The 24,436-nt window shown below is 41.5% G+C and carries 27 protein-coding genes and 1 pseudogene; 9 read left to right on the top strand and 19 right to left on the bottom strand.

Annotation, left to right across the window (positions count from 1 at the left end):
• Nucleotides 1–14: 14 nt before the first annotated feature.
• From fusA to PCC7418_RS06840, 6 genes are all read right to left on the bottom strand, one after another.
• Nucleotides 15–2,090, bottom strand: a complete 2,076-nt coding sequence (fusA, locus tag PCC7418_RS06815) for an elongation factor G (RefSeq protein WP_015225447.1) — start codon at nt 2,088–2,090, stop codon at nt 15–17.
• Between the two features lie 118 nt (nt 2,091–2,208).
• Nucleotides 2,209–2,679, bottom strand: a complete 471-nt coding sequence (rpsG, locus tag PCC7418_RS06820; protein ID WP_015225448.1) for a 30S ribosomal protein S7 — start codon at nt 2,677–2,679, stop codon at nt 2,209–2,211.
• A 23-nt stretch (nt 2,680–2,702) separates the two neighbouring features.
• Complete coding sequence (gene rpsL / locus PCC7418_RS06825) at nt 2,703–3,077, bottom strand: 30S ribosomal protein S12 (RefSeq protein WP_015225449.1); 375 nt, start codon at nt 3,075–3,077, stop codon at nt 2,703–2,705.
• A 201-nt stretch (nt 3,078–3,278) separates the two neighbouring features.
• Nucleotides 3,279–3,605 (bottom strand): iron-sulfur cluster assembly accessory protein, encoded by a 327-nt coding sequence (locus PCC7418_RS06830; protein ID WP_015225450.1) that lies wholly within the window; start codon nt 3,603–3,605, stop codon nt 3,279–3,281.
• On the bottom strand, nt 3,605–4,006 hold the full coding sequence (locus PCC7418_RS06835; protein ID WP_015225451.1) for a cupin domain-containing protein: 402 nt from the start codon (nt 4,004–4,006) through the stop codon (nt 3,605–3,607). The genes PCC7418_RS06830 and PCC7418_RS06835 overlap by 1 nt, the downstream gene beginning before the upstream one ends.
• 213 nt (nt 4,007–4,219) lie before the next feature.
• Complete coding sequence (locus PCC7418_RS06840; RefSeq protein ID WP_015225452.1) at nt 4,220–4,978, bottom strand: YebC/PmpR family DNA-binding transcriptional regulator; 759 nt, start codon at nt 4,976–4,978, stop codon at nt 4,220–4,222.
• 150 nt (nt 4,979–5,128) lie between these two features.
• On the opposite strand from PCC7418_RS06840, the gene gcvH reads away from it, so the two are divergent.
• Entirely contained in the window at nt 5,129–5,518 is a 390-nt protein-coding gene (gene gcvH, locus PCC7418_RS06845; protein ID WP_015225453.1) for a glycine cleavage system protein GcvH, read from the top strand.
• A 92-nt stretch (nt 5,519–5,610) separates the two neighbouring features.
• Nucleotides 5,611–8,544 carry an aminomethyl-transferring glycine dehydrogenase gene (gene gcvP, locus PCC7418_RS06850; RefSeq protein WP_015225454.1) on the top strand — a complete coding sequence of 978 codons (2,934 nt, stop codon included), beginning with the start codon at nt 5,611–5,613 and terminating at the stop codon, nt 8,542–8,544.
• A 94-nt stretch (nt 8,545–8,638) separates the two neighbouring features.
• Here gcvP and PCC7418_RS19320 read toward each other — a convergent pair whose 3' ends face one another.
• Nucleotides 8,639–9,511, bottom strand: coding sequence for a GIY-YIG nuclease family protein (locus tag PCC7418_RS19320; protein WP_083885379.1), 873 nt, complete (start codon nt 9,509–9,511; stop codon nt 8,639–8,641).
• An 85-nt stretch (nt 9,512–9,596) separates the two neighbouring features.
• Here PCC7418_RS19320 and PCC7418_RS21310 point away from each other — a divergent pair.
• The 4 genes and pseudogenes from PCC7418_RS21310 to PCC7418_RS06870 all read left to right on the top strand — a co-directional run.
• Nucleotides 9,597–9,698, top strand: a pseudogene (locus PCC7418_RS21310) (fatty-acid oxidation protein subunit alpha); the annotation flags it as partial.
• Complete coding sequence (locus PCC7418_RS06860) at nt 9,686–10,021, top strand: XisI protein (RefSeq protein ID WP_015225456.1); 336 nt, start codon at nt 9,686–9,688, stop codon at nt 10,019–10,021. The pseudogene PCC7418_RS21310 and the gene PCC7418_RS06860, both read left to right, overlap by 13 nt.
• A gap of 71 nt (nt 10,022–10,092) precedes the next feature.
• On the top strand, nt 10,093–10,311 hold the full coding sequence (locus PCC7418_RS06865) for a type II toxin-antitoxin system HicB family antitoxin (RefSeq protein WP_015225457.1): 219 nt from the start codon (nt 10,093–10,095) through the stop codon (nt 10,309–10,311).
• Complete coding sequence (locus PCC7418_RS06870) at nt 10,308–10,529, top strand: type II toxin-antitoxin system HicA family toxin (protein ID WP_015225458.1); 222 nt, start codon at nt 10,308–10,310, stop codon at nt 10,527–10,529. Before PCC7418_RS06865 ends, PCC7418_RS06870 begins: the two co-directional genes overlap by 4 nt.
• A gap of 206 nt (nt 10,530–10,735) precedes the next feature.
• On the opposite strand, the gene PCC7418_RS06875 is transcribed toward PCC7418_RS06870, so the two are convergent.
• From PCC7418_RS06875 to PCC7418_RS06925, 11 genes are all read right to left on the bottom strand, one after another.
• Nucleotides 10,736–11,275 (bottom strand): Spy/CpxP family protein refolding chaperone, encoded by a 540-nt coding sequence (locus tag PCC7418_RS06875; protein WP_015225459.1) that lies wholly within the window; start codon nt 11,273–11,275, stop codon nt 10,736–10,738.
• 23 nt (nt 11,276–11,298) lie between these two features.
• Nucleotides 11,299–11,649: a hypothetical protein gene (locus PCC7418_RS06880; protein WP_015225460.1), complete on the bottom strand. Its 351-nt coding sequence runs from the start codon at nt 11,647–11,649 to the stop codon at nt 11,299–11,301.
• Nucleotides 11,646–12,203, bottom strand: coding sequence for a sigma-70 family RNA polymerase sigma factor (locus PCC7418_RS06885; RefSeq protein WP_015225461.1), 558 nt, complete (start codon nt 12,201–12,203; stop codon nt 11,646–11,648). Before PCC7418_RS06885 ends, PCC7418_RS06880 begins: the two co-directional genes overlap by 4 nt.
• Nucleotides 12,204–12,351: 148 nt before the next feature.
• Nucleotides 12,352–14,880: a DNA translocase FtsK gene (locus tag PCC7418_RS06890; RefSeq protein WP_015225462.1), complete on the bottom strand. Its 2,529-nt coding sequence runs from the start codon at nt 14,878–14,880 to the stop codon at nt 12,352–12,354.
• A complete protein-coding gene (locus PCC7418_RS06895; protein WP_015225463.1) occupies nt 14,881–16,854 on the bottom strand; it encodes a hypothetical protein in 1,974 nt (657 codons plus the stop codon).
• A gap of 2 nt (nt 16,855–16,856) precedes the next feature.
• Nucleotides 16,857–17,693: a hypothetical protein gene (locus PCC7418_RS06900; RefSeq protein ID WP_015225464.1), complete on the bottom strand. Its 837-nt coding sequence runs from the start codon at nt 17,691–17,693 to the stop codon at nt 16,857–16,859.
• Between the two features lie 177 nt (nt 17,694–17,870).
• Nucleotides 17,871–18,410, bottom strand: coding sequence for an NAD(P)H-quinone oxidoreductase subunit J (locus tag PCC7418_RS06905; RefSeq protein ID WP_015225465.1), 540 nt, complete (start codon nt 18,408–18,410; stop codon nt 17,871–17,873).
• A gap of 1 nt (nt 18,411) precedes the next feature.
• The gene (gene ndhK / locus PCC7418_RS06910; RefSeq protein ID WP_041596506.1) at nt 18,412–19,158 is read right to left on the bottom strand and encodes a photosynthetic/respiratory NAD(P)H-quinone oxidoreductase subunit K; all 747 of its coding nucleotides are present in this window, start codon (nt 19,156–19,158) and stop codon (nt 18,412–18,414) included.
• Nucleotides 19,155–19,517, bottom strand: a complete 363-nt coding sequence (gene ndhC / locus PCC7418_RS06915) for a photosynthetic/respiratory NAD(P)H-quinone oxidoreductase subunit C (protein ID WP_015225467.1) — start codon at nt 19,515–19,517, stop codon at nt 19,155–19,157. Before ndhC ends, ndhK begins: the two co-directional genes overlap by 4 nt.
• 117 nt (nt 19,518–19,634) lie before the next feature.
• On the bottom strand, nt 19,635–20,135 hold the full coding sequence (locus PCC7418_RS06920; RefSeq protein ID WP_051030530.1) for a hypothetical protein: 501 nt from the start codon (nt 20,133–20,135) through the stop codon (nt 19,635–19,637).
• A gap of 7 nt (nt 20,136–20,142) precedes the next feature.
• Nucleotides 20,143–20,325, bottom strand: a complete 183-nt coding sequence (locus tag PCC7418_RS06925; protein WP_041596178.1) for a hypothetical protein — start codon at nt 20,323–20,325, stop codon at nt 20,143–20,145.
• A gap of 224 nt (nt 20,326–20,549) precedes the next feature.
• Here PCC7418_RS06925 and PCC7418_RS06930 point away from each other — a divergent pair, with 224 nt between their 5' ends.
• The 3 genes from PCC7418_RS06930 (at nt 20,550) to PCC7418_RS06940 (ending at nt 23,025) form a co-directional block, all read left to right on the top strand.
• Nucleotides 20,550–21,419 carry a methyltransferase domain-containing protein gene (locus tag PCC7418_RS06930; protein WP_015225468.1) on the top strand — a complete coding sequence of 290 codons (870 nt, stop codon included), beginning with the start codon at nt 20,550–20,552 and terminating at the stop codon, nt 21,417–21,419.
• An 82-nt stretch (nt 21,420–21,501) separates the two neighbouring features.
• Nucleotides 21,502–22,443, top strand: a complete 942-nt coding sequence (locus PCC7418_RS06935; RefSeq protein ID WP_015225469.1) for a homogentisate phytyltransferase — start codon at nt 21,502–21,504, stop codon at nt 22,441–22,443.
• Between the two features lie 6 nt (nt 22,444–22,449).
• The gene (locus PCC7418_RS06940; RefSeq protein WP_015225470.1) at nt 22,450–23,025 is read left to right on the top strand and encodes a M48 family metallopeptidase; all 576 of its coding nucleotides are present in this window, start codon (nt 22,450–22,452) and stop codon (nt 23,023–23,025) included.
• 3 nt (nt 23,026–23,028) lie between these two features.
• Here PCC7418_RS06940 and PCC7418_RS06945 read toward each other — a convergent pair whose 3' ends face one another.
• Complete coding sequence (locus PCC7418_RS06945; RefSeq protein ID WP_015225471.1) at nt 23,029–24,372, bottom strand: 16S rRNA (cytosine(967)-C(5))-methyltransferase; 1,344 nt, start codon at nt 24,370–24,372, stop codon at nt 23,029–23,031.
• Nucleotides 24,373–24,436: the final 64 nt, after the last annotated feature.

Below are 24,436 nucleotides of genomic sequence, written 5' to 3' on the forward strand. Positions count from 1 at the left end.
CTTAAATATCCTAATTATGCGTTCCCTTGAGTTTTGGCAATGACGGCTTCAGCAACGTGATTCGGAACTTCAGCATAATGGCTGAATTCCATGGTGAAGATGCCTCGACCTTGTGTTTTTGAGCGGATGTCAGTGGCATAGCCAAACATCTCAGCAAGCGGGACTTCCGCTGAAATCTTCGCGATCCCATCGTCGGTATTCATATTACCAATTTGACCGCGACGAGAGTTCAGGTCACCCATTACATCCCCTAAGAAATCTTCGGGAACTTCGACTTCCACTTTCATCATTGGCTCTAATAGGGCTGGACTTGCTTTTTTAACCGCTTCACGGATGCCCATAGAGCCAGCAATTTTGAAAGCCATTTCTGAAGAGTCCACATCATGATAAGACCCATCCACTAAGGTGACTTTCAAATCAATCATGGGATAACCTGCTAATATACCAGATTCACAGGTTTCTTTGATCCCTTCTTCCACAGAAGGAATATATTCTTTGGGGATGACCCCACCGACAATTTTAGACGTAAATTCAAAACCAGTTCCCGCTTCTCCTGGTTCTACTTCTAAAACCACGTGACCATATTGTCCTTTACCGCCACTTTGACGAATGAATTTCCCTTCTGCATTTCCGGGTTGACGAATGGTTTCACGATAGGCAACTTGCGGTTGACCAATATTCGCTTCCACTTTGTATTCCCGCAGCATCCGATCCACTAGAATTTCGAGATGGAGTTCTCCCATACCCGCAATTACGGTTTGATTGGTTTCCGCATCAGTGGTGACTCGGAAGGTGGGATCTTCATCCGCTAACGCTTGCAGTGCTTTGGAGAGTTTCTCCATATCTGCTTTGGTTTTTGGCTCGACCGCTACAGAAATAACCGGTTCAGGAATGAAGATGGACTCTAGAATAATGGGGTTATTCTCATCACAAAGGGTATCGCCAGTGGTGGTGTTTTTCAAGCCCACGATCGCGCCAAGTTCTCCAGCCCGGAGTTCATCCACCTCAATGCGATCATTGGATTTCATCACAATCAAGCGCGAGAGCCGTTCTTTCTTATCCTTAGTGGCATTGTAAATATAACTGCCTTTTTCCAGAACACCAGAGTAAATCCGCACAAAGGTCAGTCGTCCATAAGGATCCGCAGCCACTTTAAATGCTAATGCTGCTAAAGGCTCATCATCACTAGAGGGGCGAGTGGCTTCTGTCCCATCAGGAAGAATCCCTTCAATGGGAGGCACTTCCGTGGGTGCAGGCAGATAATCAACCACTGCATTGAGCAATAATTGTACCCCTTTATTTTTAAAGGCTGACCCGCATAACATAGGAACAATTTCTCGGTTTAAAGTCCCTTTACGCAACCCACTCCGAATTTCTTCCTCGCTCAAGGTTTCTTCAGCCAGATACTTTTCCAGAAGTTCCTCATCGGTTTCGGCGACTGCTTCTATTAACTCAGCACGATACTTTTGAGCAAGCTCCATCATCTCCTCGGGAATTTCAGTGATTTCGATATCTGTTCCCAAGTCATTGTTGTAGATGTAAGCCTTCATTCCCACTAGATCAACGAGTCCCAAAAAGTCACTCTCAGCACCAATGGGCAATTGAATCGGAACCGCATTGCAACGGAGCCGATCGCGCAATTGCTCATAGACTTTATAGAAGTTAGCACCGGTGCGATCCATCTTATTGACAAAGACAATTCTGGGGACGCTGTAGCGTTCCGCTTGTCGCCAGACCGTTTCGGTTTGAGGTTGGACCCCGCCAACCGAACACAAAACAGTAATCACCCCATCTAACACCCGCATCGAACGTTCCACTTCGATTGTGAAATCCACGTGACCTGGGGTATCGATAATATTGATTTTATTATCGAGCCAACTGGTACTAATTGCTGCTGCAGTAATGGTGATGCCTCGTTCTCTTTCTTGAGACATCCAGTCCATCACGGCGTTTCCATCATGAACTTCCCCCAGTTTATGCGCCACCCCTGAATAATATAAAATCCGTTCGGTGGTTGTGGTTTTCCCCGCATCAATATGGGCAGCGATTCCGATATTACGGACTCGTTCTAGGGGAATAGTACGTGCCATAGCGACCTCCTTTTGTGAGCAGTGCTGCTTTTTATATACATTTCTTGGCTGTTTACAATTTTATAACTTTTTTTACATTTCCACCGCAGGTCGAGCCGTTTCACTGCTGTTTTCGTTATTAATAGCGGTAATGGGCGAAGGCTTTATTCGCTTCTGCCATCTTATGGGTTTCTTCCCGTTTCCGAATGGTGCTTCCCGTTTCGTTTGCTGCGTCAATGATCTCGTTCGCAAACCGAATCGCCATCGTTTTTCCTGAGCGACTGCGACTATATTGAGAGAGCCAACGCAGAGCGAGGCTGGTTCCTCTTTCGGGGCGTACTTCCATGGGAACTTGATACGTTGCTCCCCCCACCCGTCTCGCTTTCACTTGCACCAACGGGGTGACATTGCGTACTGCTTGTTCAAAGGTTTCTAGGGGGTCACTATTGGTTTTTTCTTCTACGAGCTTAAACGCATCATAGAGAATTCTTGAGGCTACTGATTTTTTCCCGTCCATCATCAACCGCCGAATCATCATGCTGACGAGACGGCTATTATAGACAGGATCGGGGGGGACTGGACTTTTTTTGACGTTACTCCGACGAGACATAAGCGAGCTTCCTAAAATTTAGCTTATTCTTTTGGGCGTTTAGTGCCGTATTTCGACCGTCCTTGACGACGATCTTTAACTCCGGTTGTATCGAGAGTTCCACGGACAATATGATAGCGGACACCAGGTAAATCTTTGACCCGTCCACCGCGAATGAGAACCACTGAGTGTTCTTGTAAGTTATGACCGATCCCAGGAATATAGGCGGTCACTTCATACCCCGAGGTCAGGCGTACCCTTGCCACTTTCCGTAGGGCGGAGTTGGGTTTTTTGGGCGTTGCGGTATATACCCGCGTGCAGACCCCTCGCCGTTGGGGGCATTCTTTTAATGCGGGGGATTTGGTTTTTTGAGTGAGTTTTGATCGCTCGTTTCTGATCAGTTGTTGGATTGTGGGCATGAGTTAGCCTTGGACAATTCCTTGTTGAATGCTGTATTTACTGTCGTCTATTTTTGAGTCAAAGATTACGCCTTCCTAAACGGAAGGCGCCTGCTTTGACCGTTGGTCAACAGCACCCCATTGTATCCCTATTTTTAGAAACTTGTCAAGACTATTTCCCCTCTAACAAAGGGGAGTTTCTTGGCTTTGGACACCATCAACTTAATCTAAAGAGAAAGAGAGACCACAACTACAAGCCTTAACCGCTTGCGGATTATTGAAACGAAATCCGCCCCCCATAAGATCTTCAGTGTAGTCGAGTTTCAATTGATGAAGATAGGGAAGACTTTTTTCATCAATGACCACGGAAAACTCAGTTTGGGGATAAACGCGATCGCTGCTGGCAATTTCTATTGACCAATCTAGGGTATAGTAAAGTCCAGAGCAACCGCCTTCAGCAACGCCAATCCGCAAATAACTCTTTTCTTGCTTGCGGGTCGTTTGCAACCGCTTAATTTCTTTTTGCGCAACGTCACTAATTTCAATCATTACTTGGAACTGCGAGCATAATCATCCTGAAAACGAATAATATCATCTTCTCCTAAATATTCTCCGTTTTGCACTTCAATCAGTACCAAGTTAATCACCCCAGGATTTTCAAGACGGTGAGAAGTACACTGAGGAACATAGGTGGATTGATTTGTCGTTAAAATTTCTTCGCGATCGCCGCAAACCACTTTTGCTGTTCCTGAAACCACAATCCAGTGTTCACTGCGATGATGGTGCATCTGCAAACTGAGGCGATGTCCAGGTTTCACCTCAATCCGTTTAATTTTATAGCCTTGTCCTTCTTCGAGGGTACTAAACGATCCCCAAGGACGAGATTCAGTTTCGGTCGCTGTAGAAAATTGGATGGATGAGGGAATTGTAAGGGCTTCTACGTTAGACATAATGCTTTCTCTCAAGTAACAATTGATACAAAAATTTTAAACAATAAATCGTTCTGGAAAAAGGACGTAAACAATTTGAAAGAAGTTTCATCTCGTCCCTCTAATTTCTAATATTCCCACAGATCTTCTATAAAAAAGCTAAGTTTTACAGTATCCCAACTCCCGATTCCCGATTCCCGAACCACACCGACCGATAAACTTTTTCAGCAACCCCTATTTACTATTTTCAAAAACTAAATCATCCGCCATATCAAAGTTTGCAGTGACATTTTGCACATCATCCAGTTCTTCTAGGGCATCCATGAGTTTGAGCAGCGATCGCGCTTGGTCGGGATCACTCACTTCTACCTCATTATTGGCAATCCACCGTAACTCGGCTTCTTTTACTGGAAAGCCTTGGTCAATTAGCGTCTGATTGAGTTGTTCCAGTGCAGTGACTTCCGTAAACACTTCCGCCCCCGGATCATCATTCATTTCATAGGTTTCCGCCCCACCTTCCACTGAGGCTTCTAATAACGCCTCTTCATCAATTTCGCCTTCTAAACGGACAACACCTTTTTGTTCAAACATCCAACTAACACAGCCCGTTTCCCCCAAGTTTCCGCCATTTTTGGAGAAAGCCGAGCGTAAATCAGCAGCCGTGCGATTGCGATTATCGGTGAGGGCTTCAATGAGAATGGCGACACCGCCTGGACCATAACCTTCATAGCGGATGGCTTCGAGTTGATCCTCATCACCACCAGCCGTTCCTGCCCCTTTCGCGATCGCGCGTTCAATATTATCATTCGGAATACTCGCTGCTTTTGCCTTATCAATGGCGGTACGCAGTTGAAAATTTGCCTCGGGATCGGGTCCCCCGTTGCGGGCTGCAACAATGATGGCGCGAGAGAGTTGAGTAAAGGTTTTCCCTTTTTTCGCATCCACTCGCGCTTTTTGCCGTTTAATATTTGCCCATTTACTATGTCCTGCCATATTAATTTTGTTATTTGTTCTTCGTTATTTGTTCTTTGGGAACTGGGAACTGGTCACTCCCTCTCCCCCTCGTCCCGATGACGTTGTAAACTAAGCAGGGTAGGGTAAGACAACCCTCTAGCATAATAGCAATTGTACTGAGGAGACGATATGGCGCTTGAATATCCTAATGATTTGAAATACCTTGACTCTCACGAATATGTGCGGGTAGAAGGGGAGACGGCAACCATTGGCATTAGTGCCTTTGCGGTGGATCAATTGGGAGATATTGTTTTTGTAGAACTCCCTGATGTTGATGAAACCCTAGAAAAAGGGGAAACCTTTGGCACGGTGGAATCGGTGAAAGCCGTGGAAGATATGTATGCCCCTGTTTCTGGGACAGTCATTGAGCAAAATACTGCGGTGGTTGATGCCCCAGAAACGATTGTTGAAGATCCTTATGGGGCAGGTTGGTTATTAAAAATCCAACTCAGTAACCCTGATGAGGCAAATGATGCTCTTTCGGCAGATGAATATCGGGCGAAAGTGGAAGGAGAATAGGGAGAAAAATTAATTTTCCCCGCCAAATTTGTTACAAATTGATACAGGAGGACTCGCTAAGTTCTTTAGTGTAGTAAACACATCCATTTTCTATGGTTAGTTTAGATTCAAAAACCAAACAAACGACAACAAAACAACAGAGTTCCCCCGTTGAGGAAGTTCTGGGATTAGAGGATCAATTTGTGAATCGTCACGTTGATCCCACATCCGAAGAAATTGATCAGATGCTGAAGGCGTTAGGCTTTTCGTCTTTAGATGCCCTGATTGATGAAACCGTTCCCAGTTCCATTCGCTTACAAAAGGAATTAGATCTACCAAAGCAAAAAAGCGAATATGAAGCCCTGAAACAACTGCGCGCGATCGCGTCAGATAATCAGGTGTTTCGCTCTTTTATTGGCATGGGATATTACGACTGTATTACCCCGGCTGCCATTCAACGGAACATCTTAGAAAATCCAGGCTGGTACACCGCTTACACGCCCTATCAACCAGAAATTGCCCAAGGGCGCTTAGAAGCGTTGCTGAATTTCCAAACCATGATTAGTGATTTAACAGGGTTGGAAATTGCTAACTCTTCGCTGTTGGATGAAGCCACCGCAGCAGCAGAAGCCATGAGTATGAGTGTTGGCGTTTCTAAGAGTAAAGCAACCGCTTTCTTTGTTTCGGAGGAATGCCATCCGCAGACGATTGAAGTGTTACAAACAAGGGCGCAACCACTGGGATTAGAAGTCATCGTGGGCAATCACCGCGAATTTGATTTTAGTACGCCTATTTTCGGGGCATTACTACAGTATCCGACCACAGAAGGCAAAATCTGTGATTATCGGGAATTTGTGGAAAAAGCCCATGAACAAAAAGCGTTAGTCACAGTTGCAGCCGATCCTCTGAGTCTAGCGTTATTGACTCCGCCTGGAGAATGGGGGGCTGATATCGCGGTTGGCTCTACCCAACGGTTTGGGGTACCGTTAGGGTATGGTGGACCACACGCAGCGTACTTCGCAACGAAAGAAAAATACAAACGTCAATTACCTGGCAGATTAGTCGGTGTTTCCAAAGATACACAAGGAAAACCAGCGCTCCGCCTCGCGTTACAGACGCGAGAGCAGCACATTCGGCGCGATCGCGCAACCAGTAATATTTGCACCGCGCAAGTGTTACTCGCCGTGATTGCTTCTATGTATGGGGTCTATCATGGTCCCGGGGGCATCAAACGCATTGCTGAAAAAGTGCATCGTTTGACCGTCACCTTAGCCGAAGGTTTAAAACGCATTGGTTATACCATTGCATCTGAACCGTACTTTGACACCTTAAAAATTGAAACCAATAACGCACCACAAACTCAGCAAGCCATTCTGCAAGCAGCAGAAGAACAACAAATTAACTTGCGTAGCTATGCTGATGGTGCATTGGGTGTCAGTCTGGATGAAGCGACAACAGTAGAAGAAGTAAAAATTCTTTTACAGTTATTTGCAGGAACAGAAACCCTTCCTTTCTCGTTGGAAGAATTAGTTCCTGAATTAACGTTTGAGTTTCCCGAAACCTTTAATCGCACCAGTAGCTATCTCACAGAAGCCGTCTTTAACCGCTATCACTCGGAAACGAAACTGGTTCGTTATCTCAACCATCTCCAAAGCAAAGATTTATCGTTGACCACATCCATGATTCCCTTGGGATCTTGTACGATGAAGCTCAACGCTGCTGCTGAGATGTATCCGGTGACCTGGGCAGAATTTGGCAAAATTCATCCTTTTGCCCCGAAATCGCAAACCAAAGGCTATCAAACCCTATTTGAGCAGCTAGAAACGTGGTTATCGGAGATTACAGGCTTTGCTGATATTTCTCTACAGCCTAATGCAGGCGCACAAGGAGAATATACAGGACTACTGGTGATCCGTCAGTACCATCAAACCCGTGGAGAAGGTCATCGCAATATTTGCTTAATTCCTGAATCTGCACACGGAACCAACCCTGCAAGTGCAGTCATGTGTGGGATGAAAGTCGTTCCTATTCAGTGCAATGAACGGGGAGACATTGACCTCGATGACTTACGCACGAAAGCGGAAAAACACAGTGAAAATCTCGCTGCGTTAATGGTTACCTATCCCTCCACACACGGGGTATTTGAAACCGAAATTCAAACCATCTGCGAAACCGTTCACCAACACGGCGGACAAGTTTATCTCGATGGGGCAAATATGAACGCGCAACTGGGCTTATGTCGTCCTGGAGATTATGGCGCAGATGTTTGTCACCTCAACTTGCACAAAACCTTCTGTATCCCGCATGGGGGCGGTGGTCCTGGTATGGGTCCCATTGGGGTTCAAGACCACTTAAAACCCTTCCTCCCCCGTCATCCTGTCATTGAAACGGGCGGAGAACAAGCCATTGGTGCGGTTGCTGCTGCGCCTTGGGGAAGTCCGAGTATTTTACCCATTTCTTGGATGTTTATCGCCATGATGGGCGCAAAAGGACTCACTCACGCCAGCAAAGTTGCCATTCTCAACGCAAACTATATGGCGCACCGTTTGGATGAACACTATCCTGTGTTATATAAAGGGAATGCCGATTTAGTCGCCCACGAATGTATCATTGACTTGCGCCTCGTGAAGAAGAGCGCGAATATCGGTGTCGATGACATTGCAAAACGGTTAATGGACTTTGGTTTCCATGCACCAACGGTGTCTTGGCCCGTTGCGGGAACGATGATGATTGAACCGACAGAAAGTGAGTCGAAAGAAGAGTTAGACCGCTTCTGTGATGCAATGATTGCCATTCGCAAGGAAATTTCTGCCATTGAAATGGGAGAAGTCGATCCTGAGAATAATGTTCTCAAAAACGCTCCTCATACTCATGAAATGGTGATTGGGGATGATTGGCAACGTCCTTACTCTCGGGAAAAAGCAGCATATCCCAGTGACTGGTTACGGGATTATAAATTCTGGCCCAGTGTGGGACGGATTGACAATGCGTTCGGCGATCGTAATTTAGTCTGTTCCTGTGTGGGGATGGAAGCGTACACCGAGTAACAATCACTGATTGATTAAGCAGTAGCCAGTGACCAATGAATCTGTTGGTTGCTGGTTACTTTTTTACATTTTCTGGCATGGACAGCTTATTTCACTAAGTTATAAAACCTGAATGGAGGTTTTTAATATACTCAGAGGTTGGATAAACATCAGGTGGACCCATTTCTAGGACTCTATTAAAGGCTTCATGAACTACTGGTGGAGGATTATCATCAAAAGTATCACCAAAAGGAATGGGAAAACCTTCGCGATGTATTTCTATATTTTCCATAAAACCTATCATCTTTGCATATTCGCAACAATCAATAATACTGATAATTGAAAGTTCTGGTTCAAAAAGAGATAGTTGTTGAGAAGCAGTTAAAGATCCAATAACAACAAATCTATCCCCTGGATAAATATTGATGATTTCACTTAAAGAAGAATCTTGTATTCCATGATCTTTAGCTAATTTAATTAATTTAGAAGGATCATCTTCTGGTCTAGTTGTTAGAAGCACATGATCTCCTAGTTTACACCCCCAAAAGTTTTCCAGATTAGGTTTGTCTGTAAGCCAATTTTTATATCTAAATAGAAGAAGAATACTCTTAGAGTAGAAGTTCCATCTAAAAGTAGTCTCTTTATTTAACTTATGAATTCCTCTAGGTGGCTGAGGTGAATTGTTTTCAAATTCATTGTAAATTACTTCTTCAACTGTTGATATTGCCTGATCTAAAGGTAGAATAAAAAATTCTCGATTAGCTCGATAGCGATATCTTTTCAGTTTTTGGTGTAATCGTTTTTCAGCAAGAAAACAGTCAGGAACATCTCTTTCGTAGCAAACATTAAAGTCATCTGGTAAGCCTGTAGTAGATAATTCTTTTGCTCTTTGGAAAACTTCACGTTCTGTACGTCCAATTTTGAGCATATCTGAGCTAAAAGCAGGATTTTGCATAATGTAAACAGAACCCCTACTCATCATCTTCATCCTCACATTTATTTAAGCCATTGCAAGCAGTATAGAATACTCAACAGAAGTATTCTATTAGCAAGTTGTACCTTATTACGAAACATTCTTCCAGTATGAATTTACTCAGCTTGCAGTAAAACAGTATCAAGTCTCCATTATTGTCTATGATCCAGCAAATGAGGTGATTATGCAATGGGAAAAGTAGATCGCTATCGAGAATATGTTCAGACATTACTCAGCGAGTATGCTGCTGATGATGTCTCCACTGATGAAGTGGAAGTCCAACTCATCTTTGATACAGAACGAGATCATTATCAGTGGATGAATGTTGGTTGGCAACAATTACATCGAATTTATCGTTGCATCATTCACTTTGACATTAAAAATGATAAGATTTGGCTTCAACAAAATCTAACCGACCAAAATCCTGCAGATGATTTAGTTGTCATGGGAGTTCCGAAAGAAGATATTGTGTTAGGGTTACAACCTCCTCTCAAACGCCAGTACACTGATTATGGTGCAGCTTGATGAAGCGTGCGCGATCGCGCTGGTAGTTAGTCCATAATGATTAGTAAGTTATAGACAAAGAATTTGCACTGATGAGTCAGCACACAAGACAAGTTATTTTATACAAGGATGAAGACGGTTATTGGATTGTCGAGTGTCCCAGCCTGAAAGGATGTCATAGTCAAGGAAGGACAAAAGAGGAAGCTCTCTCGAATATTAAGGAAGCCATTGTGGGCTATATTGCTGCTTTGGAAGAGGACGGTCTCCAGGTTCCAGAAGATGATTTTGAAACATTTTTAGTGGTGGTGTGACTAAGTTACCAAGTATTTCAGGTCAAGAATGTATTAAGGCTCTGGAAAAGATTGGTTTTTATCAAAAGCGACAAGCAGGTAGCCATATTATCATGCGAAGAGATGAACCCTTTACCCAAGTTGTTGTTCCCAATCATTCAGAAATTGCCAAAGGGACACTCAGATCAATTATTCGAGAGATTGGATTGAGTGTTGATGAGTTTATTGCGTTTCTGTAGTTTTGAATCAATGTCCGCGATCGCGCTTTCCTATTTCTTAATTGTAGAGGACATGAATACCCAGCAAATGTATATCTTCCGTCAACCGCATCAAGGACAATATCAAAAAGAAAGAAAACTCGAAAAAAACTGCTACTGTTTCTCTCTTGGCGTTTCCAAAGATAACAATAGCAGTGCAAGAACTATTTGCTTAGAAAAAATTAGAATTAATCATCAAAGCGTCCGCCTCGGAAGCCACGACCGCGACCACGACGACCGCGTCCCCGATTTTCACGACGTTCGTCCATTAACTCCGCAAAGTCTTCCCGTTGTTCAGGGGTTAAAACGTCTCGCATTTCTAGCATACTTTCAAAGCGTAAATTCCCCATTTCTTGTCGGAGATTAAGGATTTTATCGTGTTGACGGCGTAACTCACTGCTAGAAGTGTTATCATCCACCATCATGTTGCGGAGGGCTTGTCGCGCCTCAAATAGGGCTTCTCGTTGTTCCATGAATCGAGGTTGATACTCATTGCGAATCCGTTGGAGATCATTTTTTTGAGCATCACTGAGATCCAGCGCATCCATAAACTGTCCTCCTCTTCTCCCGCGACGACGGGGACTAAAATCGGATTCATCCTCGAAAGATTGAGCAATTACTTGAGCCGTTTCTGAGGTTTGGAAATAAGAATTAGCTCCCGCAAAGGCGCTAGTTGCACTGAGAGAGAGAAATACAAGGGTAAAGAGAGAAATACGACGTAAAGACATAAGATTTACCTCCGATTCTGTGATTATGGTTGTTCTGGAATGAACCAACTGGTTTCTGTTTCCGCAGGAGTGGTGACGGCTTCCCAGTTTTCAATGAGAAAGGTTTCTAACTCCGCCGTTTCTTGAGGAGACAAAGATTTAGGCGGTAAGAGACGAACACTGGTAAACAGCAGTAAGACACTCGCAGCGATCGCGCTACCGAAAACCCATCCTTGATAACGGATCTTGGGGAAAGCAGTGACATTAGTAGGTGGGGCTTCTGCTTCTATTTGATCCATTAATGCGCCTTCCACATCTCCTTTCGGCGAGGGTGGAGGAGGGGAATATTTTCGCAAAAATTGAACGAGGCGTTCATCTGAAGCATGATGACTCATAAAACCACTCCTTGCTTTTCTAAAAACTCCCGTAGAGCCTTACGCCCATGAAATAAACGGGATTTCACTGTTCCGGTAGGGATATCGAGAATGTGAGCAACTTCTTTTTGGGGAACATCCTCTAAATCATGGAGAACAATCACCGCTCGTTGTTCTAAGGTAAGAGCTTGTAATCCTTGTTGAACTAAATCTTGATAGTGCATTTCATTAAGATCTGTACTGTTCAGGGAAAGCTCTTGTTGAGCGAGGATTTGATTTTGTTCCCGCAACTGAGCAAACGCCCGTCTTTGGTCACAAGCGGTATTCCAACAAATGCGATAGAGCCAAGTAGAAAAGGTTTTCGGTTTTCGGAGTTTCGGTAGTCCTTTCCAAGCCCGAAAAAAGACTTCTTGCACTAAATCATCAAGCATCGACTCGCCACACAGTTGATAGAGTGTGGAACGAACCCGCCTTTGATAACGACGGTACAAGATCCGAAATTTTCCCTGATCTCCCTTTTGACAGGATTTAACGAGTTCTATATCATTTAAGTTTGTCTCTGGCTCAGTTAACACACTTTCTGTCTCCCCAAACCAATTGGATTCAACCGTTTAGACAAGAGGGATGCGAAAAAGGTTCAATGGTTCAGGAAAAATTTTATTCATTGTTCTTGGTTCGTTATTAATCGTTCCTTGTTATTTGGTAACTGGTAACTGGTCAAGGCTAGATCAGTAAACTTTGTAAACGCATCAGTTGTCCGCTACTCAGATACAGGAGATCGCCTTTTCCTAATAAGTGTGCAGCTTGGGTTTGATTTCCGCCTAAAATGATTTTAGAATCGGCTTCGGTACTGGTTTTTAGCGCAACTCTTCCAGGAAGGTTAGAACGGATGATGGGAGTGACAATTTTGGCTTCTGGGCGTTGGGTAGAAATGATTAAATGAATTCCTGCTGCTCTTGCCATTGCGCCTAAGCGTTTGATGCTATATTCTAACGCTTCGCGATCGTCTTTTTCAACCATAAAATCGGCGTATTCATCAAACACACATATAATATGAGGAACAGGTGTTTTCTCTTTTTCTATTAGCTTGTGGTTATAGCTTTTTAGATCAGAACATTGGGCTTGCTCAAATTGTTGATATCGTTGTTCCATTTCTGAGACTAATTGTTCCATAAATTGGATGGCGCGATCGCGCTCTTTAATCACAGGAGACATTAACCAAGGACTATTTTCAAACTCAGGAAAGGTCACTCGTTTCGGATCAATTAAAACAATTTTGACCACTTCTTTCGGATAACGACGAATTAAACTTAAGACTAAACTTTTCAGAAATTCGCTTTTTCCACTTCCGGTTGTTCCACCGACTAAAAAGTGACAACTGTTGGGATCAGATAAGTCCGCATCAACTAAATTACTATCTAAATCAACCCCCATTGCAATTTTAATGTCTGAGTGATTATTTGAGGCTTCAATATAATCATTAAATTGAACAATTTCTCGGCGCGATCGGGGTAAATCCACACTAATATATCCTGCTTGGGGAGAAATCAAAGGAGGGCTAGAAAGACCCATTTGCACTTGCATATCAGTAGCGCGATTAAGAATAGAAACAACTTTTACACCCAGTTGAGGCTTTAATCGAATCCGAATAAATGATGCGCTAACCGTTGCGCCTTGATAATCTGCATTAACCCCATACGCCTGTAATATTTCTGCGAGTTGCTGTCCTAAGTTTTCTGCTTCTTTATTTATTTTTTCCTTTTTTAGTTTAGGTTTTTCTTCCTTGTGTGATAACTCTATAGTTTGTTTTTGGGGCTGAGAAGAGTCTGTTTTAAAATAAGTTTGACAAGTTTCTTGTTGCGGACAAATTGGACAAAGTTGTTCCGTTTGATGGGTTTCTGGTGGCGGATCAGGTTGCGATGGTTTCCAACTTAACCAGTCTCGCATTTGTTGGAGTTTTAAGGGGGTTAATTCATGAACAGTATCTTTTAATTGTTCCCAAGTGTAGAAATAACTTTTAAACTCAGGTAAAACGCAATAAACAGCACTATCAACACGCTCTTGTTTATTCAAATGTAAAATATAACTATATAATGCGACTTGAGCCAGTTGTGCGGAAGGATCAAGAGGCGCATAAGTTTTATACTCTACCATACATAAGCGATTTTTTTCGAGATCACGAATTAAACTATCAAACTTCCCTTCAATTTTCTGCATTTTCTGATTCGGAAGTGGATAGTCACAAGAGACAGCAACTTCTTGGGAAACAAAGGTTTGACTAATGACATTATGATAATTAACGTAGTAACGATTGCGAATGAGGAGTCTAGCCCAATGTTGGATTAAACCTCTTAAACCTTCCCAAATTTGTTGTAAAATCGGAACGTTTTCTGGTTTAGATTGAGCCACTTTTTGTAACCCTTGGAAAAAGATTTGATCATAAAATCTCCTTTGCATTTTATATGCAACTGTCTCGGACTCCAGTTGGTGAGGTTTGGGCTTAAAAATTTCTTTAAACTCAGGGTCGGTTTTTGCAAATTCAATAAACTTAAAGGCAAATTTATGAAATGGTTGTCCAATTCCTTTTGGTTGATCAGAGGGAATAAATAAAGTTTTTCCGCCAAAATGTTTACTCAAATAAAATAAGCGTGGACATTCAAATGCAACTCGAACGTCAGTGACACTAAATTTAGAAAAGTTGGTTTGAGTCATGGGCTGGAAGTTTAATAAATAATGATGAACATGGGCTAAATAAATCACATCCATTGCAGCATAATCTAATTGTTTTGCATCAAGAGGACGCTGTTTCCAATTACTACTTTGTTGTTGAGTATCAACTTCATTTTCAGAAAAATTGCAAAGTTCGACTGCGAGAGTTTTTAGTTTTAAGTTAGAAGTTCTTAAATACTGTTTAGAAATTTTCTGAGCTAGTTTATAAGTGCAAGTGATGTTTTTAGCCTTTTCTTTACCTAAATATCTTAAATCAAAGGAGGCGTTATGAAAGACTTTTTCAATTTTCTCATCTCTCATCACTTGGTCAATAAACAGCGCAATTAATTCAGGTTGCTTCAACACATCTAAAACATAAACCGCTTTTACTGAAGCTGCTTTGGGATCAGTCAATACTTGAATCAGAGAAAGTTGAGGATTTTTTGTTTTCCAATCTGCAATTTCTGTGTCTATCCACAGTATTGAATATTGAGATAGTTCTTGTATAATCTGCTTAATTGTAATGGAGTCATTGAGAGACATTTATTTTCTTTTTTTTGATGAGTTGATTGAAATAATTTGTGCTTCTATTTTTAGATTAGGATTAACAATTAAAATTTCTTTTTCATTAATGAGTGTTTCAAGACAAAGGTTAATATCTGCTGCTGTCGTTTGATCTTTAAATTCTGTTATCACTTTATCTGTTAATGCTTGTCTTCCAATAAGTGAAGTTGTTTTAACAAGGTTCAGAATATATTCTTTAAGTTGTAGCTGAGGTTGAGGGGGAGTAACTTTACTCGGATCACTTTCTTGACTTTCTAAGATTTCTAACTGATTAAGAAGTTGACAGTCATTGAAGACAGCAGATTCACGAGTTAATTCTTGTAATCGCTTTATATCTGGAGTTTCATAGCCAATGGTTAAATTCTGATTGGTTGTAAAACTATAAAGCCTATGATAAGTAGCTAAGATATGAATTGAGTTTAAATCAGGTTTTAGATGAAGATTGAGAGAATTTTGAAAGATTTTTTGGAATAATTTATAACCTTGATTTTGAGGTTTACCCATACTTTGGGAACGAATTAAGATGATTTTCTCATAGATTTTAGATTGAGAGAGATCATCTAATGCTTTCATTAAACTACAAAAACTTCCTAAATTAGGCTGGTCATACCAAATCAGCGCATTCTTTTGATCACTATTTCGATTATAAATAAAACTTTTGACAGCAAAGGAACTCTTTTTATTAAAAATATTGAACTGAGTTTGATAATCAAAAACCTCAATTGACTCTTGTAACATTTTTGCCAATTCTGCTGAAGAAAATTCGTAGATTGTATTAATTTTTTCTTGTATTATTTTGAGTTCTTCACGCCAAACTAACTGAAATGCTGCAATGGAATCAGGTGGATCAACACGACCAGTTTTATAATATTGGATTAATTCATGACCTGCTTTTAGGGCGTTTCTCGGATCAGCTTTACCACTAGGAAAATATGATTTTAAGTCTTTTCTATTTAAGGGTGCAATCCTAGATTCAGGAAGTTTTTGAAGTTGCTGATGTAAGGGTCTAAGATGAATTGACCACAGGGCTTCAATTTGTTCAGTTGTAATGGGTTTTAAGGAAAGAGTTTGATTGATTGGTGCTTTCAGTGAACCTGTCAGCGAGTCTTCATATTTTTTCCAAGTATCAGTAATGACACTCAAGATAACCAGAAAGTTTTTAAGTTTCTGGCTGTGAATGATCATATTTAATTTTAAGATCGATTCTAATAAATCCTGACGGTTATGACTAATATCTATTTCATCAAAACATAAAACAATGGGTAAAGTTGATTTAGAAATGCGACTAAAGTTAGTCAACATATTCATCGCATCATCTTCTGTCTGAATCGTTACTTTTACACCGAGGCTTGTTAAGTCTTCATCATCTAGATCATCTCCTTTTAACCATCCACAAGCTAAATAATATAAATCAGGTTGAGTGAGCGCATATAAGACACTAAAAAATGAATTGGGTTTCCAAATTCCACTGGGATAGGCTGCTTTCATATTATTGATGAATGTTTTTTTCTTTCCCAGTATTTTTTGAGATATTATTCCACTTTGCTGATTAATAATGCGTTTTAACCATAGTAAGAGTTGTGATTCAGTTTCTCCTTCAGGAATAAACATTAAACTCTCTATTGTTTTCCGAAGGGTATATTGACAAATGTACTCAGTTTGAATGGAAGCAATAATATGAGCAAAGAATGCTTTTCGATTCAGACTCTTTTTAATGCGACCTAAAAGATGAGTTTTTCCCGATCCACTATCCCCTTCTAAGCGAATAGTACGGCTTTTTTTATCTTGATAAATTTGCTTTAAAGTTTTTTCAACCGTCTCTAAAATATCTTGATGAATCGAGTTAATATTTAAGTCTTCTGGTTGCTCTTCTTCCCAAAAATTTCCTTTCTTAAAATTGGCGGTGTCAAAAGGATTGATAGATTGTTTAATAATCGTTTCTAAATCTGACATACCTAAGCTCTTTCATGATTCACTTGGATAAAAAATAAAGATCCCCCAATTCGTTGGGAAATCCCTGCTTTTAATTGTTCTGACGTATAACCTTCTGTCTCGGTGATGGAACTTAACTGAATTTGATTGTTAGCTTGTAAACGATATAACACTTGGTCTAATTCTTCTCGTGTCAAGGGCGGTTGTAATTGCTTGCGGAGATAAAAAATAGGTAAAAAATTATTCATTTTATATTCCTCATCTAATTGGATAATGACTTCTAATACCTCTTCATCTGATAAGTTATGATACAGCTTTTCATTTTCATTAACGGGACTTTGTTGATCTATAGTCGGGGTTAGTTTGTAATTCCGAAGAAAATTCAAATAGTTACCCAACATATCTAAACTTAAGACAGAAGCTGTTCCACTGGGGTTAAATTCTTGAGCAAGAAAAGTTTTTCCGTTTTCACATAAAGCAATTTTTTTCGGGATTGACTGTGTAACAGTAATGAATCCTCGTTCAACTAGACTTTGAGCTAATTTAATTTTAGGAGATACCTGTATTTCTTTTAAGAAGATACTTTTTTCAGCGCAAGCATTAAGAATCTTGAATTCTTTTTTTGTAATGGGTAATTCTGAAGAGTTAATGTTTAGAAGTGCTTTTCCAGAAGCAGTAATTTTGATTTTAGCGATTTCACTTTCTAGAATTTCTATTAAGTTTTGATCGCGCAACTGATAACAAATGCGATTACATTCCGATATTGGGGTCTTGACGGTCGGTTTAACAGAATTGACTTTTGCTTCGTATCCGTCTTCTCCTAAAAGTTTAAGGAGGAGTTTAATTTCCTTTGTTTTCATGATTTAAGCACATTTTATTTGTATTTAAGATAACATTTATATAAATTTTAGATCAACTACAAAAACTGGAGAACATGAGCGCTGGTTAGTAAATTCAATAAAAGCTGATGGTAAAAATTTAATATAAAACTCCCCTGACTGTAGAAAGCCAGGGGATGAAGTAATTTAGCAATCGTCTTAGTAAGCGTGTTGAATTTCGTAAAATTCAGGAGAAACGTAATCTTTGCGCAGGGGCCAACCCACCCAATCTTCATTCATCAATAACCGTTTCAAATTCGGATGTCCGTCATAAACAATGCCGAACATATCATAAGTTTCTCGTTCTTGCCAGTCCGCAGCTTTCCAGATCCAATAAACAGAAGGAAGATGAGGATTGTCACGGGGTAAGAAAACTTTAATCCGAACTTCTTCAGTCGAGTCAGCATCATCAGACACCTTTACTAGATGATAAAAGCTCACTAACTCTTTCCCAGGACCAGCATCATAACCGCCCTGACATTGCAGATAATTAAATCCGTTCTGATACAGAGCAGTTGCGACGGGTAGCAGCGCATCTGCTTCCACGCGGATCATTTCAATACCTTGATGATCCCGAGGAAGGGGTTGATTTTCTAGCCCGTTATTCGCAAGCCAAGAGGAAACCGCACCTGGTTCAACCAGTTGTGATTCTTCTTGGTTGGCTTCTTCGTTTTGAGTTTGTTTTTCTTCTTCAGCCACCTTAAGCCTCCTCTTTTTGAGTTTGGGATTCACTCAGTGCAGGCGAAACCGGAGATTCCATTGCTTCGGCTAACTCTTTGGGCGGTGCATCCCAAGTGCCTTTACCAAGATATTTTCCATCATGGATCGGATCAACCACTTTCATATTGTGAGTGGTACTGTAATAGCGGTGGGTTTGTTCAATGGAACCGGCTCGTTCTTGAATTGACTCATTGGCAATTTTCTTGCGAAGTTTGACAATTGCGTCAATAATTGCTTCGGGACGGGGAGGACAACCGGGAATATAAGCGTCCACTGGAATTAGTTTATCTACCCCACGGACAGCAGTGGGAGAATCAACACTAAACATCCCGCCAGTAATGGTGCAAGCCCCCATAGCAATCACATATTTCGGAGCTGGCATTTCTTCATAAAGACGCACTAACGCTGGTGCCATCTTCATGGTGATTGTACCAGAGGTAATGATTAAATCCGCTTGCCGAGGACTACAACGGGGTAACAAGCCAAAACGGTCAAAGTCAAAGCGAGAGCCAATCAGGGCTGCAAACTCAATAAAGCAGCAAGCAGTCCCGTACATCATGGGCCAAAGACTGGATAATCGTGACCAATTGTAGAGGTCATCCACAGTGGTTAGAATCACATTTTCCGACAGATCTTGGGTCACCCCAGTTCGGCTTGCTGGATTGAGGATTTTCTCTTTCTGTTGTTGTTCTAAAGTTCCTTGATTCATGGTTGATTCAGAATTCATGACCATTCTAATGCTCCTTTGCGCCATGCGTACACTAATGCCACTACCAGAATGGCAATGAAGATTAGGGCTTCTACAAACGCGAGTAATCCCAATTGGTTAAAGGCAACTGCCCACGGATACAAAAAGACCGTTTCGACATCAAAGACCACGAACACCAGCGCAAACATATAGTAACGAATATTAAATTGAATCCAGGCTCCGCCCATGGGCTCCATCCCAGACTCATAGCTGGTGCGTGTCTCGGGTCCCCCGCCACTGGGTCGTAATAATTTAGCAGCAGCGAGGGCAATGACAGGGATTAATGAGCAGATCAACAAAAATCCCAAAAAGTATTCATAGCCAGTTAGTGCAAACACGCGCTTTTTTTCCTCTTGTTAAGTACAAACTTTGTTATGTTTCTTTACTTTCTACTTTCTATCGTATCTTAATGCGCGGTTAGTAATCCTTCATTCCCTAGGGATAATTACACATTTTTAAAGATGAGAGCGGTGCTGCCATTGCACATAAAATAAGATGATGGCAACCAAAATATAACCAATTGTCCATTGTGCGCCTACGCCCCAACCGAGTTGAATCACGGTATCGCCAATAGTCCATTGATAGCTATGGATTAAGCCTACCCAAGCCAGTGCTGCTGCAATCAGTGACCAAATCGCTGCTTTTCCAAATTGGCGTTCCACAATGTAAACCACCATCGTTGCCAAAATCATCGCGGAAAACACTAACCCCTGTTCAAGGGCAAATGCACCAGTGATATAGGTATCATTTTGTTGGAAGGAGGCAACCACTTCTTCTGAGAAAGGACGCTCTGGATTGCCTATTCCTGCTGCTCTTAGTCCATTTTTCGCAATTCCTGCAGCCCAGCCTGCAATACCAATCATAATCCCGATGATGACCGCAGGGAGATGAGGTTGGGTTGTGGCGGTGACACTTTGAATCGCGATCGCGCTGCCAATCCATAAAACAATTGCCATTCCGCTTTCAAATGGCAAGACTGGGTAAAATCCGTCCATAAACAATTTCTGGGGGAAAATTTAAGACCCCTTGGGTTAAACTAACAATGACCAAAATCTGAATTAAATTGTCTAAACCCAGACCAAAAAAACCGTCGATGTCTTGACGAACAAACCAACGGGGAAAACGACTTGTTTGGTTATTCTGCATATTTTTTGAGGTTGCTTATTGATGGCACTCACTTGAGGAAAAATATACTAAGAAGAATGATTTAATGTCAATTTTTACCCCGAGAATGAAACAGCCCTGCCTTTGTAAGGGGGGAAATCAAGTTTTTACAAAGGAACTAGAACTGCTATAGCTTTGTCCCTCAACAGACTCAGAAATGATATAAAGTGAATAACTAATCTTCAACAATTAATGAATGATCAAATATGCCCCGTAATCTCGAAAAAGAAATCAAAGACTTCTATGACGCATCCAGTTCTCTCTGGGAAAATATTTGGGGAGAACATATGCACCATGGCTATTATGGTCGCAGTGGAAAGAATAAAGTCTCTCGTCGTCAAGCCCAAATTGATCTTATTGAAGAATTGCTGGCTTGGGGAAATCTGAGTCAGTCGGAAACGCCTCCTCAAAATATTTTAGATGTGGGCTGTGGAATTGGTGGGAGTACCCTCTATTTAGCCCAAAAATTTAACGCTACAGCGCAAGGGGTCACTCTTTCCCCAGAACAAGCCAAACGAGGAACAGAACGCGCCACAGAAGCAAATTTAGCGGATAGGGCGCGATTTCAGGTGGCGAATGCTTTGGACTTACCCTTTGCTGATCAGACATTTGATTTCCTGTGGTCGTTGGAAAGTGGGGAACACTTCCCCGACAAAGCGAAGTTTCTCCAAGAAGCGTATCGAGTCTTAAAGCCAGGGGGAAAACTGTTGATGGCGACGTGGTGTCATCGTCCCACTGATTCTTTAGCGGGGGAGTTGACAACAGATGAAAAGCAACATTTAGCAGAGATTTATCGGGTGTATTGTTTACCTTACGTGATTTCTTTACCAGAATATCGCGCGATCGCGCAAGAAGTCGGTTTCCAAGAGATTAAATGTGATGATTGGTCACAAGCGGTCGATCCGTTTTGGAATATTGTTATTGATTCTGCTTTTACGCCAGAGGCGATTATGGGATTGATTGAAAGTGGTTGGAAAACAGTGGAAGCTGCTTTATCTTTGGGATTAATGAGTCGTGGATATCGTCGCGGGTTAATTCGTTTTGCTATCTTACAAGCAGTGCGTAGCAGTGACTAGCGACCAAGTAACGAATAACAAAGAACAAATGACTAATGTACAGACGTTCCATGGAACGTCTCTACCCAATGACTAATGACTCATGACTTCTAATCTTGAAAAAACTGTTTTGCATGATCCAATGGGTTGGTTAAAAAGCCTCTGGAAATTTTCTCGTCCTCATACGATGATTGGGACAACGTTAAGTGTTTTTGCGTTATATTTTATTACCCTTGCTATTTATACAGTTACGATCAGTGGAACAAATTTAGTTCCTTTATTTTCCGCTTGGATTGCTTGTTTGGCTGGAAATGTGTATATTGTTGGGTTGAATCAACTGGAAGATGTTTCCATTGATAAAATTAATAAGCCGACCTTACCGATCGCTGCAGGAGAATTTTCTTTAAAGCAAGGACAATGGATTGTTGGTCTTACGGGAACTTTAGCCATTATTCTTGGTTTAATAACAAGTCAATGGTTATTCTTAACGATCGCAGTGAGTTTAACCATCGGAACGGCTTATTCTCTACCCCCGATTCGTTTGAAACGATTCCCCTTTTGGGCTGCATTGTGCATCTTTACCGTTCGTGGGGTCATTGTTAATATTGGCTTGTTTTTACATTTCAATCAAACTTTGAAACAAGAAGCCTTAATTCCTCCTGCAATTTGGGCGTTAACCTTATTTATTTTAGTATTTACGATCGCGATCGCGATCTTTAAAGATGTTCCAGACTTAGAAGGAGACCAACAATATAACATCACCACCTTTACTATTTTATTAGGGAAATCTACGATTCTTAATCTCACCCGCATTATTATCAGCGTTTGTTATTTCGGGGTAATGATTGCAGCGTGGCGATGGTTACCAGATGTGAATCCTATCTTTGTGGGGATGACACATGGCGGACTTCTCTTGCTACTGTGGTGGCGTAGTCAAAAGGTTGATTTAGAAAATAAAAGCGCGATCGCGCAATTCTATCAATTGATTTGGAAGTTATTTTATCTGGAATACTTATTATTTCCCATTAGTTGTTTTTTAGCTTAAATTATTATGCCAGAACTTGCTCCGCATACAACTAAGATTATTGCTTTAGTAACTGTTTCAATTCTTCTCCTGATTGTGTTAATTACCTTGGGCAGAAGTTTCATTTTATCAAAACGATTTCAGAAAGCCTGTCAACTCTACGAAGATGAAAAATATGGCGAGGCAATTCCCCTGTTTCAGAAAATCATTGCTCGCCAAAAGAGTAATGATTTAGCGCAATTGTTATTAGGAAAATGTTTTGTGGGACAAGGAAACTTAACGGAAGCCATTTCCACCTTTGAAACCTTAACCCAAAGTTCTCCCAAAAATGTTGATGCTTACATTGAGTTGGGGAAAGTGTATATGCAGCAGGGGAAAATTGACAGCGCGATCGCGCAGTTTGAACAAGCTGCAAAAATCAAACCGAATAAATTTGCAGAACCCCATCGGGTGCTTGGGTTAGCCTTAAAAGAAAAAGGAGAGACGAAAGCAGCCTTGAGTTCTCTAGAAAAAGCGAAAAAACTCTATTCTGCACAAAAATCTTACCCGATGATCGAAGCCATTGATGAAGAAATTCATACCATTACGGAACAAAGTAGTTGATCCTTATCGTCTCAATCTGACCATAAAAAAACCATCGCTGTTGTGTTCAGTTGGAATCACTTTTAACCAACCAGAAGAGGAAACCAAAGATTGGGCGGGAAATGTTTCTGGAGGGGCTTCAATTTTCCATTCAGGATGATGGCTTAAAAAGGCTTGAATGACATCTTCATTTTCTAAAGGATTAATGGTACAAGTGGCATAGACTAAAATCCCATTCGGTTTGACCCAAGTTGCAGTTGCAGTTAAGATTTCCTGCTGTAGCTTCGCCAACTGAACGAGATTTTCTGGCGTTTGTCGCCACCGTAAATCGGTGCGTCGGTGCAATGTTCCTAAACCCGAACAAGGGGCATCAATTAACACCCGATCTGCGGTATTTTGAAACTGAGACAGTTCTCGCGCATCTCCAACACGGGTTTCTATAGATTTTAATTGCAGACGTTGAGCATTGTTCGTGACTTTTTTGAGACGACTTTCAGCGCGATCGCACGCCCAAATTTTCCCCTCATCCCCCATTAATTCTGCAATGTGAGTGGTTTTCCCCCCTGGCGCAGCACAAGCATCAATAATGGTTTCTCCCGCTTGCGGAGACAATAAATAACTGACCAATTGTGCACTAAAATCTTGAACCGTCCACCAGCCTTCTGTAAACCCTGGCAGTTGTTCTATTTTTCCCACACCAGAGGAGAGTCTTAACCCTAAAGGAACAAAAGGAAGAGGAGAATAAGCAATATTCGCTTCGGTAAGGGCTTTTTCCAGGGCTTCTGGGGTCGTTTTTAAGGGATTAATTCTTAAATCAAGGTTTGGGGATTGATTAAACCAAATTCCCAATTGATCGGCTGTTGCTTCGCCAAATTCATCACACCAGAGTTGAATCAACCAATCGGGAAAGCTATGTTGAATTCCCAGTTTCTGAATAGGGTCATTGGGTAGGTGTAAGGGATCGCCTTCTTTTTCTCGTTGACGAATGTATTGGCGTAAAATTCCATTGACGACTCTTGAGAGTTTCCCTAAATGATTGCTTTTTGCTAGTTCGACACTGGTATCCACCGCAGCAGAAGGGGGAACTTGTGTCAGATAGCGCAGTTGATAGAATCCCAGTTGCAAGATTAAGCGCAGTTTCGGTGGTTGCTCAGAAGCGGGTTTACTGGCAAATTGATCAATAAGTGCGTCTAGGGTGCGTTGTCGGCGGACAATACCATAGACTAACTCACTCACTAAGCCATAATTTTGAGGAGAGAGGGTCGCCTGAGAAAACGCGCGATCGAGCGCAACTTCTGCATAAGCCCCCTTTAAAACCACATCTCGCAGTGCGTTGAACGCAACTTTCCGAGGATTAGAATCAGTCATTATTTGTTCTTGGTTCTTGGTTCTTGGTTCTTGGTTCTTGGTTTGTTGATAGCGACTGATTCCC

The sequence above is a fragment of the Halothece sp. PCC 7418 genome, assembly GCF_000317635.1.
GTDB lineage: Bacteria > Cyanobacteriota > Cyanobacteriia > Cyanobacteriales > Rubidibacteraceae > Halothece.

Bases quoted from the DNA above. Each gene is read 5' to 3' on its own strand.
- PCC7418_RS06920 (WP_051030530.1), bottom strand. From the start codon at position 20,135: ATGGCAATTGTTTTATGGATTGGCAGCGCGATCGCGATTCAAAGTGTC.
- gcvP (WP_015225454.1), top strand. From the start codon at position 5,611: ATGGTTAGTTTAGATTCAAAAACCAAACAAACGACAACAAAACAACAG.
- PCC7418_RS06860 (WP_015225456.1), top strand. From the start codon at position 9,686: ATGGGAAAAGTAGATCGCTATCGAGAATATGTTCAGACATTACTCAGC.
- PCC7418_RS06875 (WP_015225459.1), bottom strand. From the start codon at position 11,275: ATGTCTTTACGTCGTATTTCTCTCTTTACCCTTGTATTTCTCTCTCTC.
- PCC7418_RS06930 (WP_015225468.1), top strand. From the start codon at position 20,550: ATGCCCCGTAATCTCGAAAAAGAAATCAAAGACTTCTATGACGCATCC.
- PCC7418_RS06830 (WP_015225450.1), bottom strand. From the start codon at position 3,605: ATGATTGAAATTAGTGACGTTGCGCAAAAAGAAATTAAGCGGTTGCAA.
- PCC7418_RS06900 (WP_015225464.1), bottom strand. From the start codon at position 17,693: ATGAAAACAAAGGAAATTAAACTCCTCCTTAAACTTTTAGGAGAAGAC.
- PCC7418_RS06835 (WP_015225451.1), bottom strand. From the start codon at position 4,006: ATGTCTAACGTAGAAGCCCTTACAATTCCCTCATCCATCCAATTTTCT.
- rpsL (WP_015225449.1), bottom strand. From the start codon at position 3,077: ATGCCCACAATCCAACAACTGATCAGAAACGAGCGATCAAAACTCACT.
- PCC7418_RS06880 (WP_015225460.1), bottom strand. From the start codon at position 11,649: ATGAGTCATCATGCTTCAGATGAACGCCTCGTTCAATTTTTGCGAAAA.
- ndhK (WP_041596506.1), bottom strand. From the start codon at position 19,158: ATGAATTCTGAATCAACCATGAATCAAGGAACTTTAGAACAACAACAG.
- PCC7418_RS06925 (WP_041596178.1), bottom strand. From the start codon at position 20,325: ATGCAGAATAACCAAACAAGTCGTTTTCCCCGTTGGTTTGTTCGTCAA.
- PCC7418_RS06935 (WP_015225469.1), top strand. From the start codon at position 21,502: ATGACTTCTAATCTTGAAAAAACTGTTTTGCATGATCCAATGGGTTGG.
- PCC7418_RS06840 (WP_015225452.1), bottom strand. From the start codon at position 4,978: ATGGCAGGACATAGTAAATGGGCAAATATTAAACGGCAAAAAGCGCGA.
- gcvH (WP_015225453.1), top strand. From the start codon at position 5,129: ATGGCGCTTGAATATCCTAATGATTTGAAATACCTTGACTCTCACGAA.
- PCC7418_RS06895 (WP_015225463.1), bottom strand. From the start codon at position 16,854: ATGTCAGATTTAGAAACGATTATTAAACAATCTATCAATCCTTTTGAC.
- PCC7418_RS06865 (WP_015225457.1), top strand. From the start codon at position 10,093: ATGAGTCAGCACACAAGACAAGTTATTTTATACAAGGATGAAGACGGT.
- PCC7418_RS19320 (WP_083885379.1), bottom strand. From the start codon at position 9,511: ATGAAGATGATGAGTAGGGGTTCTGTTTACATTATGCAAAATCCTGCT.
- fusA (WP_015225447.1), bottom strand. From the start codon at position 2,090: ATGGCACGTACTATTCCCCTAGAACGAGTCCGTAATATCGGAATCGCT.
- PCC7418_RS06945 (WP_015225471.1), bottom strand. From the start codon at position 24,372: ATGACTGATTCTAATCCTCGGAAAGTTGCGTTCAACGCACTGCGAGAT.
- PCC7418_RS06940 (WP_015225470.1), top strand. From the start codon at position 22,450: ATGCCAGAACTTGCTCCGCATACAACTAAGATTATTGCTTTAGTAACT.
- rpsG (WP_015225448.1), bottom strand. From the start codon at position 2,679: ATGTCTCGTCGGAGTAACGTCAAAAAAAGTCCAGTCCCCCCCGATCCT.
- PCC7418_RS06890 (WP_015225462.1), bottom strand. From the start codon at position 14,880: ATGTCTCTCAATGACTCCATTACAATTAAGCAGATTATACAAGAACTA.